15 protein-coding genes are annotated in these 13,082 nt (G+C 30.1%); 9 read left to right on the plus strand and 6 right to left on the minus strand.

Going from position 1 to position 13,082, the window contains the following annotated elements:
- The first annotated feature begins 98 nt into the window (after positions 1–98).
- Genes pmtR through pmtD form a run of 5 tightly spaced genes read left to right on the plus strand, consistent with a single transcriptional unit; the run spans position 99 to position 3,660 of the window.
- Complete coding sequence (gene pmtR, locus AB1J10_RS09835; protein WP_046207994.1) at positions 99–479, plus strand: PSM export ABC transporter transcriptional regulator PmtR; 381 nt, start codon at positions 99–101, stop codon at positions 477–479.
- On the plus strand, positions 476–1,342 hold the full coding sequence (pmtA, locus tag AB1J10_RS09840; protein ID WP_107391307.1) for a phenol-soluble modulin export ABC transporter ATP-binding protein PmtA: 867 nt from the start codon (positions 476–478) through the stop codon (positions 1,340–1,342). Before pmtR ends, pmtA begins: the two co-directional genes overlap by 4 nt.
- A gap of 36 nt (positions 1,343–1,378) precedes the next feature.
- The gene (gene pmtB / locus AB1J10_RS09845; protein WP_046207992.1) at positions 1,379–2,041 is read left to right on the plus strand and encodes a phenol-soluble modulin export ABC transporter permease subunit PmtB; all 663 of its coding nucleotides are present in this window, start codon (positions 1,379–1,381) and stop codon (positions 2,039–2,041) included.
- Between the two features lie 18 nt (positions 2,042–2,059).
- Positions 2,060–2,932, plus strand: a complete 873-nt coding sequence (gene pmtC / locus AB1J10_RS09850) for a phenol-soluble modulin export ABC transporter ATP-binding protein PmtC (protein WP_046207991.1) — start codon at positions 2,060–2,062, stop codon at positions 2,930–2,932.
- Complete coding sequence (gene pmtD / locus AB1J10_RS09855; protein ID WP_046207990.1) at positions 2,932–3,660, plus strand: phenol-soluble modulin export ABC transporter permease subunit PmtD; 729 nt, start codon at positions 2,932–2,934, stop codon at positions 3,658–3,660. The genes pmtC and pmtD overlap by 1 nt, the downstream gene beginning before the upstream one ends.
- Positions 3,661–3,731: 71 nt before the next feature.
- On the opposite strand, the gene AB1J10_RS09860 is transcribed toward pmtD, so the two are convergent.
- Positions 3,732–4,292 carry a thioredoxin family protein gene (locus AB1J10_RS09860; RefSeq protein WP_064209734.1) on the minus strand — a complete coding sequence of 187 codons (561 nt, stop codon included), beginning with the start codon at positions 4,290–4,292 and terminating at the stop codon, positions 3,732–3,734.
- 452 nt (positions 4,293–4,744) lie between these two features.
- Here AB1J10_RS09860 and AB1J10_RS09865 point away from each other — a divergent pair, with 452 nt between their 5' ends.
- Both AB1J10_RS09865 and AB1J10_RS09870 read left to right on the plus strand, forming a co-directional pair.
- Positions 4,745–5,305 (plus strand): HAAS signaling domain-containing protein, encoded by a 561-nt coding sequence (locus tag AB1J10_RS09865; RefSeq protein ID WP_064209733.1) that lies wholly within the window; start codon positions 4,745–4,747, stop codon positions 5,303–5,305.
- Positions 5,302–6,153: a DUF4097 family beta strand repeat-containing protein gene (locus AB1J10_RS09870; protein WP_107365326.1), complete on the plus strand. Its 852-nt coding sequence runs from the start codon at positions 5,302–5,304 to the stop codon at positions 6,151–6,153. Before AB1J10_RS09865 ends, AB1J10_RS09870 begins: the two co-directional genes overlap by 4 nt.
- 190 nt (positions 6,154–6,343) lie before the next feature.
- Here the strand turns inward: AB1J10_RS09870 and AB1J10_RS09875 are convergent, their stop codons facing one another.
- Positions 6,344–7,384 carry a C45 family autoproteolytic acyltransferase/hydolase gene (locus tag AB1J10_RS09875; protein WP_107365327.1) on the minus strand — a complete coding sequence of 347 codons (1,041 nt, stop codon included), beginning with the start codon at positions 7,382–7,384 and terminating at the stop codon, positions 6,344–6,346.
- A gap of 429 nt (positions 7,385–7,813) precedes the next feature.
- Between AB1J10_RS09875 and AB1J10_RS09880 the strand changes: the two genes are divergently transcribed.
- Entirely contained in the window at positions 7,814–7,984 is a 171-nt protein-coding gene (locus AB1J10_RS09880) for a hypothetical protein (protein ID WP_019469577.1), read from the plus strand.
- 185 nt (positions 7,985–8,169) lie between these two features.
- Here AB1J10_RS09880 and AB1J10_RS09885 read toward each other — a convergent pair whose 3' ends face one another.
- Positions 8,170–8,595, minus strand: a complete 426-nt coding sequence (locus tag AB1J10_RS09885; RefSeq protein WP_064209731.1) for a YolD-like family protein — start codon at positions 8,593–8,595, stop codon at positions 8,170–8,172.
- 312 nt (positions 8,596–8,907) lie between these two features.
- Here AB1J10_RS09885 and pglS point away from each other — a divergent pair, with 312 nt between their 5' ends.
- Positions 8,908–9,945: a 6-phosphogluconolactonase gene (gene pglS, locus AB1J10_RS09890; protein ID WP_107365328.1), complete on the plus strand. Its 1,038-nt coding sequence runs from the start codon at positions 8,908–8,910 to the stop codon at positions 9,943–9,945.
- A 55-nt stretch (positions 9,946–10,000) separates the two neighbouring features.
- On the opposite strand, the gene AB1J10_RS09895 is transcribed toward pglS, so the two are convergent.
- The 3 genes from AB1J10_RS09895 to AB1J10_RS09905 form a co-directional block, all read right to left on the minus strand.
- Positions 10,001–11,380 (minus strand): aldehyde dehydrogenase, encoded by a 1,380-nt coding sequence (locus AB1J10_RS09895; RefSeq protein WP_046207983.1) that lies wholly within the window; start codon positions 11,378–11,380, stop codon positions 10,001–10,003.
- Positions 11,381–11,530: 150 nt separating this feature from the next.
- The gene (locus AB1J10_RS09900; RefSeq protein ID WP_046207982.1) at positions 11,531–12,457 is read right to left on the minus strand and encodes a manganese-dependent inorganic pyrophosphatase; all 927 of its coding nucleotides are present in this window, start codon (positions 12,455–12,457) and stop codon (positions 11,531–11,533) included.
- A gap of 55 nt (positions 12,458–12,512) precedes the next feature.
- Positions 12,513–13,064: a cysteine hydrolase family protein gene (locus tag AB1J10_RS09905; protein WP_107365329.1), complete on the minus strand. Its 552-nt coding sequence runs from the start codon at positions 13,062–13,064 to the stop codon at positions 12,513–12,515.
- Positions 13,065–13,082: the final 18 nt, after the last annotated feature.

Consider the following 13,082-nt stretch of genomic DNA (forward strand, 5'->3'; position numbering starts at 1 on the left):
TCAATCACTGTAAATTTTTATTTAAAATGAAAATTTGACTTTACAAGTGTGTATATATTGTATATATTGTGTATATACAGTTATGAGGGAGGACGTTAATGAAAATACTTTTAAAAAATAGTAGTGAAAGGCCGATTTATGAGCAAATCAAACAACAAGTAAAAGAGAACATTTTAAAAGGATACGTTGCTCCTGGAGAACATTTGCCTTCAATGAGAGAATTAGCACAGGATTTAAGTGTCAGTGTAATCACCACAAAGCGTGCCTACGAAGATTTAGAAAAAGATGGTTTTGTTTTTACTATAAGAGGAAAAGGTACATTTGTGAAGGAGCAGGACAGTTCAATTTTAAAAGAAAAACAATTTATAGTTATAGAATCCTTAGCTAAATCAATGAGTAAAGAAGCCAAGACCATTGGGATGACTTTGTCAGAGTTACAAGAAATATTAGCGTTGATTTATGAGGAGGACGACGAATGAATGCAATAGAATTGAAAAACATTAATTATCATTTTAAAGAATTTCAATTAAATGATATTTCATTTAAAGTCCCTCAAGGATTTGTAACTGGTTTTATCGGAGCAAATGGTGTTGGTAAAACGACAATTATCAGGTTAATCATGGATTTAATTGAACCTAATGATGGTGAAATATTCGTTTTTAACCAAAAAATGAAAAATAATGCTGTAGCAATAAAAGATAAAATTGGTTTTATTTATTCTGAGTTATATCTTAATGATAAATGGACAATAAAGAAAACAGAAAGTTATATTGCGCCATTTTATAGTTATTGGAGTCATGATATTTTTAAACATTATGTTGAGTTGTTTGGTTTACCTTTTAATAAAAAGATTAAAACATTTTCAACAGGAATGAAGATGAAGTTATCTATTGCAATCGCATTTAGCCATCAAGCGGAATTATTTATTTTAGATGAACCTACTTCAGGCCTAGATCCTATTGTTAGAAATGAAGTTTTAGATATCATTCAAAAAGAACTTATTGATGAGAAAAAGACTGTTTTTTTATCAACGCATATTATTTCTGATTTGGAAAAAATTGCTGATTATTTAGTCTATATTAAAGATGGAGAAGTTGTTTTGAATGATTTTTTAGATGAACTTTTAAATCAGTTTAAAATTGTCAAAGGTGATTCCGATCAAATTGATGAAGAGTTAAGGCAATTAACTCAATACTTTGAAAGTAATAAAACGGGTTATACTGCACTAACAACTCAAGCCAATGTGTTTTATGAAATATTTGGAAACGCCGTTGCAATCACTAGTCCAACAATTGAAGACTTAATGGTTTACCTCGAAAAAGGTACCCAAAAGAATGATTAGGGCCTTTCTAATAATTAACAACGCGGGAGGTATAAGATGAAAAATTTACTTATTCGAAACCTTAAGTTACGTAAATGGACGATTGTTTTATATGCAGTTTTACTTGTTATTTCGCCTTTACAATTAATTTTGAATCATGACACCTTGATGAATAAAGTGATTTATTCTGCACTTGTTATGGTACTGGTAGTTATTTCAGTTTTAGATTCAGGACATGTTTTTCGTTTTAATAAAAAGCTAGGACACAAACAATCCTATGATTTTTTTGCTAGTTTACCGGTTTCTAAATTATCTTTATTAAATGCGAACTATATAACTGTTTTGGTATTTACTTTTATTGGTGCAGGCATTTTATCTTTATATGGTATTTCCAATGATAACTATACAAATAATACAATTAACATTAATTTCACATTGCCATTTTCTTATATTGCCATCAACTTCTTTGCCATACCATTAGGCTTTAAGCGTTATACAGAACAAAAGGCAGAATATATTTCATTTATTCCTTACGTGCTAGGGATGTTAATTTTCTTACCGTTTGTCATTGCAATTATCATTATCGGTTGTTCATTACTATTTGATTATGACTTTGAACATTTAAAATATTTTAAAAATTTCTTTAACTATGGCTTTTTGTCACTAAGTGTTATATTTTTAGGAATAAATTATATCATTCAATATAGAAAGCTAAATTAACTTTAAAGGAGGCGCATTATGCAGTTAAAACAAATTACTAAAACATATGGTAGTAATAATGTATTAGACCATATTGATTTTGATTTTGGCCATAGTCAAATTGTTGGTTTAATAGGTAAAAATGGAGTGGGTAAAACCACTTTAATGAAAGTGATGAATGGCAACATTGTAAATTATAAAGGTGAAGTTCAACTAAGTAATAAAGAAAACGTAGGTTATTTAATTGAGCATCCTAAATTATACGATAATAAATCTGGCTTATATAACTTGAAGCTTTTTGCAAATGTGTTAGGAAAAGGATTTGATAAAAAGTATGCTGATCAAATTATCGATGCATTTGGAATGCGCGGTTATATAAAAAAGAAAATTAAAAAATATTCAATGGGTATGAAACAAAAGTTAGCTATTGCAGTGTCTTTAATGAATAAGCCCAAATATTTAATTTTAGATGAACCAACAAATGGAATGGATCCTGACGGTTCAATTGATGTTTTAAAAACGATACAATCACTTGTTCAAGAACTAGATATGAAAATCTTGATTTCAAGTCATAAACTTGAAGACATAGAGTTAATTTGTGATAGAGCAGTCTTTTTAAGAGATGGAACATTTGTACAAGATGTTGATATGAAAGAAGGTGCTCCAACAGATTCTACGGTATTGAATCTTGAAGCAGGTGACTTTGAGGCAGGATTAGCTTATTTAAATGAACATTTTGATGTTATACAGTCTCAAAAAGAAACAGGAGAAGTTATATTAAAGGCTCAAAAAAGCTATAAAGACATATTACGAGGGTTAGCAAGTAAAGAAATTTTTCCTGAATTTATTGAAACACGTAAAAGTTCGTTACGTGATACGTACTTTAATATCAATCAGAAAGGTGGCCAATAATGAACAGTATACAACTCGTAAAATATGACTTGATTAGTATATTTAAAAGTCCTTTAACTTACTTAGCATTATTATTGACGATTTTACCAATGATTGGATTTACAATTTTATTTGTTCAACAATCTGATGAAATGAATGGTAATACATTACTTTCAATTGGTAGTTGGTTTTTTTCTATTATGGGTCTACTTTTTGTAATTAAAACAATTACACGTGATATTTCTCAAGGTACGATTCAATTATATATGAATAAAACATCGAGTCGTGTGGGTTATGTTGTTGCAAAAGTTGTTTCTATTATACTAATTGCTATATTAATAACAGCTATTCTTGTTGCATTTGTTTTAATTGTTCAAGGTATTGTAGATGGTAAAAATATTAAAATGGATAAAATTTTTGAATTACTATGGTTTTTCCTAATGTTCCATTTATTCTTTGGATTACTATTATATTTATTTGCATTAGTAGTGCCTAAAACAGCGCTTATTTTCACATTAGGAATTTTCTTAGTATTGATTGTGCCTTTTGCAGAGCCTTTCTTACCAATGATTCCAAAAATTGGAGATAACATACAAGACTCATTAAAATATATTCCATTTAGTTATTTAACATCGAAAACGACTTCTGGAGATTATACATTCAGTAATTGGCAATGGTTTATTACCTCAGCTTCAATTGTTATTTTATTTATTATTAATCTATTCTATGCATCTAAAAAAGATATTTAATAGTAAAAATTAAACTTCAATAAAAACACGTATGAATTGTAGTAAAGCTCATCCAATTCATACGTGTTTAATTATTTAGTGATTAATTTATCTAAGATTGAATCGTAAACATGTTTCCACATTTGTGAGTCTGTTTTGTAACGATTTGCAATAATTGTGTGTGTTTCTGCTGATTTATCTTTAAATGTAGGGTCGTCTTTTTCAGGTAATTTTGAGCGCGTGTCATCTACAAAGTTTTGGACTTGTCTAGCACGAGGGCCCCAAACAGTTTGTTGTTCAAAATCATCATTTAGAAAGACAAATATTGGAATAGATCTAGCCGTGCCATTTGTTAAGTATTGATCTATTAAATCAGTATTTTCATCGCGATGGAATACTCTGACTTCCAAGTGTAATGCTTCACTAATATGTTTTAGAATAGGAAGATTCATCATAGCATCTCCGCACCAATCTTCTGTTATTACAAGCACTTTGCTGTAAGGTAAAGATTTGATTTTTTCAAGACGTTCATCATCTTGAGGAAGTGAGAATGATTTATAAATTGTAAGTAAATTTTCTTGGTTTTCAGTCATATCCTCAATGTACTGATCAAGTGGCTGACTGTTTTTGAAATAAGTTTCTAAACTTGTCATTATTTTTCCCCCTTTAATTTATTAGCTATTATTATAGCAACAATTTTTAATGAAAGAAAATTTTTAATACTTAGAAAAGTAATAAGTTTTAATATTTGTTTTAAATGAAAATACTAAATGATTATGCTATATTAATTTAGTATGAATAGTGTAAAACAACATTGGATTACATAACTTTTTGATATTAGTTTTTAACTAATAATATTTAAACATTAAATTTATTATATTTAATCATTGAATCTTTGATATGTTAGATTATGTTTACTTAATAATCTTAACGCAACATTTAGATGATGAATATATTAAAGTGTTTGTTATACATAGAAATGATGAAATTAGAGCGTTGAAATTTGTATTATTAAATTTGGTAATGACATGCCTTATCGGTTTGCCATGTTTTGAATTGAAATAGAAATCGATGAAATCTTACAATTTGAATGGCGGTAGATAACTTGGATAAAATCACATTTTTAAATGCGTTAGAACAAGAATTAGAAAACCTACCTCGAAATGAACGAGATAAAGTGATGTATGAATATGAGCAGTATTTTTTTGAACAAGAAAACAATGGGAAAAATGAATACCAAATCATTGGAGCTTTAGAATCGCCAAAGCAGATTGGTAAACAGATAATGGCAAAAAATGCTATTGTATCTGCCGAATATAGACCAAGTACTAAAAATATTGTCAGAGCAATAATGGCTTCTCTAGGTATGGGGATTTTGTCATTAATTATTATTTTGATACCTATGGTAATATTAGCTGTATTTATGTGTGGCTTATTACTCGTTGCGTTTTTCTTAACTATTAGCCCTATATTGTTAATTGTTCATGGATTATTGAATCACATGATTAGTCTTGCGATAAGTAATTATTTTTTTGCTTTTTCTTTTACAGGGTTAGGTATTGTTTTATTTGTAATTATAGCTAAACTAGCTCAACTTGTTTATCGTTTAATTTTAAAATACTTAAGATGGAATATCCGAACAATTAAAGGAAGTGTAGATTTATGAAGCGGTTATTTTTAGGTGGATTAACTTTATTTATAACGTGCTTTCTTTTAGGAAGTGTTACATGGTTCGGTTTTGAAAAGCAAAATGAAAAATTAAATAGTGTTAATAAAGTATTAGATTCTAAAGATATTAAAAATTTAGATGTTTTAACTGAAAATTGTAAAGTTTTAATTAAAGCTGGAGATAAAACGTCAGTGAGATATAAAGGTAAAAGAAATCTTGATATTAGCAATCATGATAAAACGTTGAAAGTTAAAGAGACTGAAAAACTAGAAAACCATTATGGTTTAAATTACAATCCTTTTAGAAACTTTGAGGATAACTTAATTATCACTTTACCTGAAGAAAAATTAAATGAACTGCATGTTTCAAGTAAATATAACACTATAACGGTTAAACAATTAAATGTAAATGATGCAGATTTTTCAAAAAAGCATAAAAATGGAGGTAAGGTGTTTGTAAATGAATCTAAGTTTGAAAAGTTAAGGTATAAAGGACTAAATTCAGCTATAACGTTTAAAAATAGTGAAATAAATAATGCTAATATTAAAACTGAAAATGCCAGAATAAATAGTGAAAATACTCTTATCCAAGCGTCTGTGTTATTAGTAAATAATGGAAGCATAAACTTATCTAATACAGAAATTGATTCAAATTTTAAGGCTTCTGCTAAAAAAGGTGATATTAATATTAGTTATAAAGAGACGCCGAAAAATACACTTCTAAAGTTATATCCATTTCATGGAGATGAAAAAGTTAACAATAAGCATTTTGTGAATCAAAAAATAGGAAATGGGGATAATATTTTAGAGTTATATACCACTGACGGAGATATAGTGATTGATTAATTACTTTTATAGAATCTGGGACATCATTGACTCGTCCCAGATTTTTTCATATTGTTAGTGAGCCTTATGTATAAGATTCAGCCCAGGTACTCATTTTGTACTTTTTTCGATTTTAATCATCATTGCTAGGAGAGAGACAATAAAATCTTTTTAATAAAATTAGATCTCTGTTTCACTCCTTTTGTATAGTCTAATAAGTTGCAAAGGTTAATTCGGTATCTAATTGACCAAAAAGTGTGTCTGCAGATAAAGCTTGTCCATTAAGCCAGTTTGCAAAGTTTATTTTGGTCGGATGTTTATTTTCACCGATTGCAATATATGCAGTTAAAGTCTGTGGTTCATACATACTCGTATGTATTGTTCCTGACCAACTTCTAAAAAGCTTGCTATAAATGTTATATTGAGGGTTATTAAATAATTTAAAAGCTTCTGCTTTATTTAGGTGTGCTGGTTTATGTTTAATAAGCCGTTCTAAACGCGCCTCTGATTCTGCTGTATAATTTCTATTTTCATGTGTTAATAATTTAAAGTGATTCGTACAAGTTTGGTCATAGCGCACGTTAATTGAACGGGGTGTAACTTCAATAATTGCATGATCTAGATTTTTATCCATAACAATGTAGCTAAATGAACTTCTATGTGGGATTTCCTTTAATAGTTGTATTGCTTCTGGTACAGTTTTACAATACTGTAGAATAATTCTACCTATCATATAACATACAAAACCGTCTCCAGGATGTTTACGGTGCATGAAATTGTAACCCATAGACAGCCCAGCTTCGTTCATTCCATCCATTCTTCCAGTTACACGCGAAGTTGGCCCAACCTGTGCTAAACCACCATCATTTGGTTGAAATAATAAATATCGTCCATCATAAGTGGCAGGATGGTAGTCGTAATTGCGTACCATGTAATCATTTCCTAAAAAGACAGTGCAACCGCTATTTTTTAATGGTGTAAAACGGTAATGTCCGAAGTTTAATATCATTTGTTTGGTAGGGAGATTCAAAACTTCTTGCATACCTTTTATTTCTTCCCAAATTTGTGGGGCATATATTTGGAAAATTTCATATGTTTCTTTAATATTTATATCAAATCTAGGCATGCGTTTTTTCCATTCTTTTTCTCTATTTTTTAGCATTGGTGTTTGCTGCATCCATTTAGCAGTTTTGACGCCTAAATCAAAATGTGATCCTCGGTGCGTTAAAATATCTGATTGTACTTTTTGCATAAAAAAACTCCTATGTTAAGTGTAACCTTACAATAATGTTATCTCATTGTAACGTCATGTTAATTGTATTACTGTTCTGTGGAAGTTATCATAAAATTAACTTTTAAAACTAAATCTTAATTTAGTTGAATGAGGTGATGATTATGTTAAATTACTATGGACAATTAAGAGATGCTCTATCAACTTGGTGGGGTAATTAATATCTAATGATTATTTTATAGTAGTATCATGTTTACTTCAAATGGTTATTAAATTCCAATTCTTTTCAAACTATTTAAGTTATAATGGTTATTTAGTATATTTATAATGTAATTTTATATTATGAATCCTTAGAATAATTTATTTGAAAAAGGGTATATATTTATTGATGTCTTTAAGTATGCTATCATAATTGTTAGACATGTTAATAAATTATTGAGGTGAAACAGAATGTGGAATTTTATTAAAGGTTTATTTAAATTTGTATTCGGTACAATTCTTACTGTATCGTTAGCAGCAGGAATAGGTGCTGTTGTATTCGCTTATATCTTCAAAAAAGACTTTGAAGATATCGAAAATAAAACAAAAGAAATCGTTTCAGACATCGAATCTAATAATTAATTACTGATAGAACACTTTTAAGTGTTCTATTTTTTTAGCCTCCGTTCATCTGCCGAAAGCAGATGCTACGGAGGCTTATGCAGTCGAAAGACTGCGAACCAAAGTAAAAGAGCTGCCGAAAGCAGATGCTACGGAGGCTTATGCAGTCGAAGGACTGCGAATGACATGTGTGCAATAACTGACTTTTAGTACGATGTTGGTTGATGCTTTAGGTTTATGTTTGTGATATCAAAAAGTGATAGCTTTATTGTGTTTGAATTGGCAAGTGGATATCCCTCTAAGTACATATGAAGCATATCAATATTTTTAATTTCCAATGTGATATATTCTAGCCAACCATTCTTATAATATTCGATATCCACTGGTATATTTGCATGTAGTGCTTGATGTAGTTGAATATTAAGTTCATTTAATTGATCGTCTGATAAAATAGGACGGTCAATTTTATTTTGATCAATGATATGTTGTTGTACTGCCTCAAATTGTTCGGGTAACGTTGCAAATGGTGCCCACTTAACCATTCCGCGTCCTTGTGGAATATTAGGATTTAATTTTTCCCTAGGTATTTTTCTATAATCAGTTTCTTTATTATTATATTCATTTGAAAGCATCTAATCACCTCAATTCAATAATAGAACATTTGTTCGTATTATTGCAAGTTATTTTTCAATATTTAATAAAATGTTAGCGTAACGTCTGAAAACTGACCTGATTTATAAAAGAAAGCAGATAATAATTAAAGTGAAAGCTAGAAAATGATATGTTTAATTAAGATAAATTAGTTTAATAAAAGTAAAAGTTATTTTTGTCATATAGGTTACAATGAGATGATGTATAATCGCGTATTAGCACTAAAACCATTATATTGTCATTTAGCATTAATATTTATTAAAATGAAAGTATCATTATATGGAGGGGTTTACATGACTACAGTAGGATATATCGGTTCATATACGAAAAAAGAGGGGAAGGGCATTTACCGTTTCGAATTAGATGAACAAACAGGAACGATTGTTGAGGTAGAAACAGGTTATGAATTAGAAGCATCAACATACGTGAATCAGCATGACTCATTTTTATATGCTGTCACACGTGAAGGCGAAGACTGTGGTATCGCAAGTTTTAAAATAGACCAAGATGGCAAAATTAGCTTTATTAATAAATGTTTAGCTTCAACAAAAGGTAGCGGATGTTATGTTTCAGTTTCGCCAAATGGAAAATACATTTTTGAAGCAGTTTATGGTGCAGGACTGGCTCGTATTTATGAAGCGAATCCGACTACTGGTGAAGTTATTCGTTTAATTCAAGAGTTAACACATGATTACCCAACAGGTCCTTTAGAAAGACAAGAACAACCTCATGTCCATTACCTTGGTATAACACCAGATGAAAAATATGTGGTGGCTATGGATTTAGGGACAGATAAGATTGTAACGTATGAATTTGGAGATAATGGATACAGTGAATATGCAGTATATGACTTTGAGCCAGGAGATGGACCACGGCATATTGCTTTCCATGAAAATGGGAAAATCGCTTATGTTGTACACGAATTATCAAATATTGTAAGTGTTATGGAATACGAAAATGGTGAATTCTCAGAAATTGAGCGCCATGCAACAATACCCGAAAATTTTGAAGGTGCAACCAAGTTAGCTGCAGTAAGATTATCTCACGATCAAAAGTTCTTATATATTAGTAATAGAGGACATGATAGTATTGCTATCTTCAAACTTGGAGACAATGGCTCAACAATTTCACTCGTAGATATAGTGGCAAGTGGAGGAGCATTTCCTCGTGATTTTAATATTACTGAATCAGATGACTTCTTAGTTTGCGCCCATCAAGAGGGTGATTATGAAGTTGTTGTATTTAAGAGAGACAAAGTTACTGGAAAATTAGAGAAAGCAGATGACCATAAAAATGCACCAGAAGGTGTTTGTGTTCAGTTTTTAAAATAAATGATAAAAATCCCGAAAACTTAGCTTAGTTTTCGGGATTTACTATATTAAAATATTATTTGTTGAAGAATGCTTTAATATATTTAAATTTTCCTTTGTAAGGAGGGAACAATAGGCTTGATTCCAACCTTGTAGATTTAAAAATATATGATTTATCATGACTAAAAGTATCAAAAGAATATTTTCCATGGTATTTTCCTATACCAGAAGCACCAACACCACCAAAAGGTAAATTAGGGTTTGCTAAATGCATTAAGGTATCATTGATTGCACCACCACCAAAGGATAATTCATTTAGTATTCTCTCTGAACTGTTTTCATCTTCACTAAATAAATAAAGGCTAAGTGGTTTAGGTTTAGTACGTATTAAATCAATTGCTTCGTCAAAATCATCGTAAGCTATAATAGGTAAAATTGGTCCGAAAATTTCATTTTCCATAATTTTTGAATCGAAAGTAGTACCGTCTAAGATAGTAGGTGCAATAAAATTTTCATCAATATCAGTTTGACCACCAAAAGTAATCTCAGGGTGATGAATATTTAACAATTCATTTAAACGGTGATAATGTTTTTTGTTTACAATACGTCCAAAGTCTGGACTATCTTGAATATTTGTACCATAAAATTCAGTTATTGTCTTTTTTAATGCACTGATGAGCTCATCTTTTACTTTACGATTTACCAGTAAGTAATCCGGTGCAACACAAGTTTGTCCAGCATTTGTAAACTTACCAAAACAAATGCGTTCACTTGCAACTTTAATATTTGCACTTTCGTCAATGATTGCAGGTGACTTTCCACCTAATTCTAAAGTTACAGGCGTTAAGTTTTTGCTTGCAGCACTATATACGATGCGTCCAACTTGCTCACTACCTGTGAAGAAAATATAATCAAAAGGTAAATGAAGTAAAGACTGAGTTGTATCAGCATTTCCTTGAATGATATTAATATACTCAGGATCAAAGGCGTCGGAAATGATTTGCTGTATGACATCAGATACATTCGGTGTGAATTCAGAGGGTTTTAGTATTATAGTGTTCCCTGCAGCAATTGCACCAATCAACGGTTCTATTAACAATTGGAATGGATAATTAAAAGGTCCAATAATTAGCACTGTGCCATAAGGTTCTTTCATAATGTAACTTTTGGTAGGAAACATAAATAAGGGTGTATTGACTTGTTTGGTTTTGGCCCAATTTTTTAGTTCTTTACGAGCTGATTTAATATTTTTTAATGTAAAGCCAATCTCAGTTGCGTAGGCTTCTACTTTATTTTTACCTAAATCTTTTTGAAAAGCTTCAAGTAAGTCATTTTCATAATTTTTAATACTCTTACTTAACTGTTTGAGTTGTTTTTTTCTAAATTTAAGTGATTTGGTTTCATGAGTATTAAAATATTGTTTACTATTGTGGAAAGATTGTTCTATTGAATTCAAATATTATTCCTCCTAGTATATTGATGATTTAGATAGTTTAAAAAGATGGATAAAAAACTGGAACATAATTATTATTATGTCCCAGTTTTTCTATATAGTAAACTATTTAAGTTTTTACTATATAGTGTTATATATTGATAAAGTATGAGATTAGCTTAAAGCTTCTGTAATTTGTGGTACAACTTGTTTTTTACGAGATACAACACCTGGTAAAAATGCAGTATTATTGTCTAGTTTAACGTTGAATGCGTTGCCTACTTTATCTTTTTCAGCACCAACAACTAAAATTTTAGAATCACTGTTGATGATATCAGTTACAAGCAGTACAAATAAATCATATTTTTCATTTGTACTTACTTCTAACATTGCTTTTTCTAACTCTTCTTGACGTTGGAATACTTCATCAATATCTACAGTATTAACTTGACCGATACGTGTAATATAGTCACCCATATTAAATGATTTTGCATCCATATTTAATAGCTCAGATGCAGTTTTGTCAGTTGTTGAAGCACCTGCTTTTAACATTTCTAAGCCATAAGATTCTAAGTCAACATCTGCAATTGATTTTAAAGCTTCAGCAGCGTCAATATCTTCTTGTGTACAAGTTGGTGATTTAAATAGTAAGCTATCTGAAATGATAGCAGAAATCATTAAACCAGCAATTTCAGGTTTGATTTCAAAACCACGTTCTTTGTACATTTTGTATAAGATTGTTGCAGTACAACCTACTGGCTCAGCACGGTAATATAATGGTCCTGCAGTTTCAAAGTTTGAAATTCTATGATGGTCAACGACATGTTGAATTGATGACTTATCAATTGTATCAGCACTTTGTTGGAATTCATTATGGTCAACTAAGATAACATTTTGATTATTTAAATCATCACTAAGTAATTCTGGTGTGTCTACATTAAAATGATTTAATGCATATTGAGTTTCAGGTCCTACTTCGCCTAAACGATAAGGTGTTGCGTCTGTATTTCCTGTTTGTTGTTCAAAATCTGCCATAATAATAGCTGATGAGATTGCATCTGTATCTGGATTTTTATGACCGAAAATATAAGTTTTTGCCATGTTTTAATTCTCCTTAATTTTTTATTTAATTTTATTTTATCATGATTTTCTATTGTTATTCTACTTCAGCACCTAATGAATTTTTAAAATGATCTAATGCCCATTGATGCCCTGTTGGATTAAAAGAAGCGACACCCTTATGAGAAATTGAAATAGCATATCCCAAATTGTAAGCAGAGATTGCGGTGTGCAGCACGCAAATATCTGTACATACACCAACAATTTCTAAATGCGTAATGTTGCGTTCACGTAACATAATGTCTAAGGGCGTACCACAAAATGAATCATAACGTGTTTTATCTAAATAATGCACATGATCATTAAATAAGATATTTTGATAAATATCATTTACTTTACCATAAAGTTCTCTTCCAGTGGTATCAATTATATTATGAGGTGGAAAAAGATTGTTTTCTGGATGATAGCTATTTTCTTCATAATGTAAATCCATAAGAAAAAAGATATTAGCCTGTTTCTTATTATATGCTTCAATTCTTTCAACAATATAACTTTCAATTTGTTGACCCGGAAGGCCACAAGTTAATTTACCATTACCAGCAACAAAATCATTTGAATAGTCAACAATAATAAGCGCGCTATTTTTCATCTAATGTAACACTCCCAA

It is taken from the genome of Staphylococcus cohnii species complex 1663 (genome assembly GCF_041008415.1).
Lineage (GTDB): Bacteria > Bacillota > Bacilli > Staphylococcales > Staphylococcaceae > Staphylococcus > Staphylococcus ureilyticus.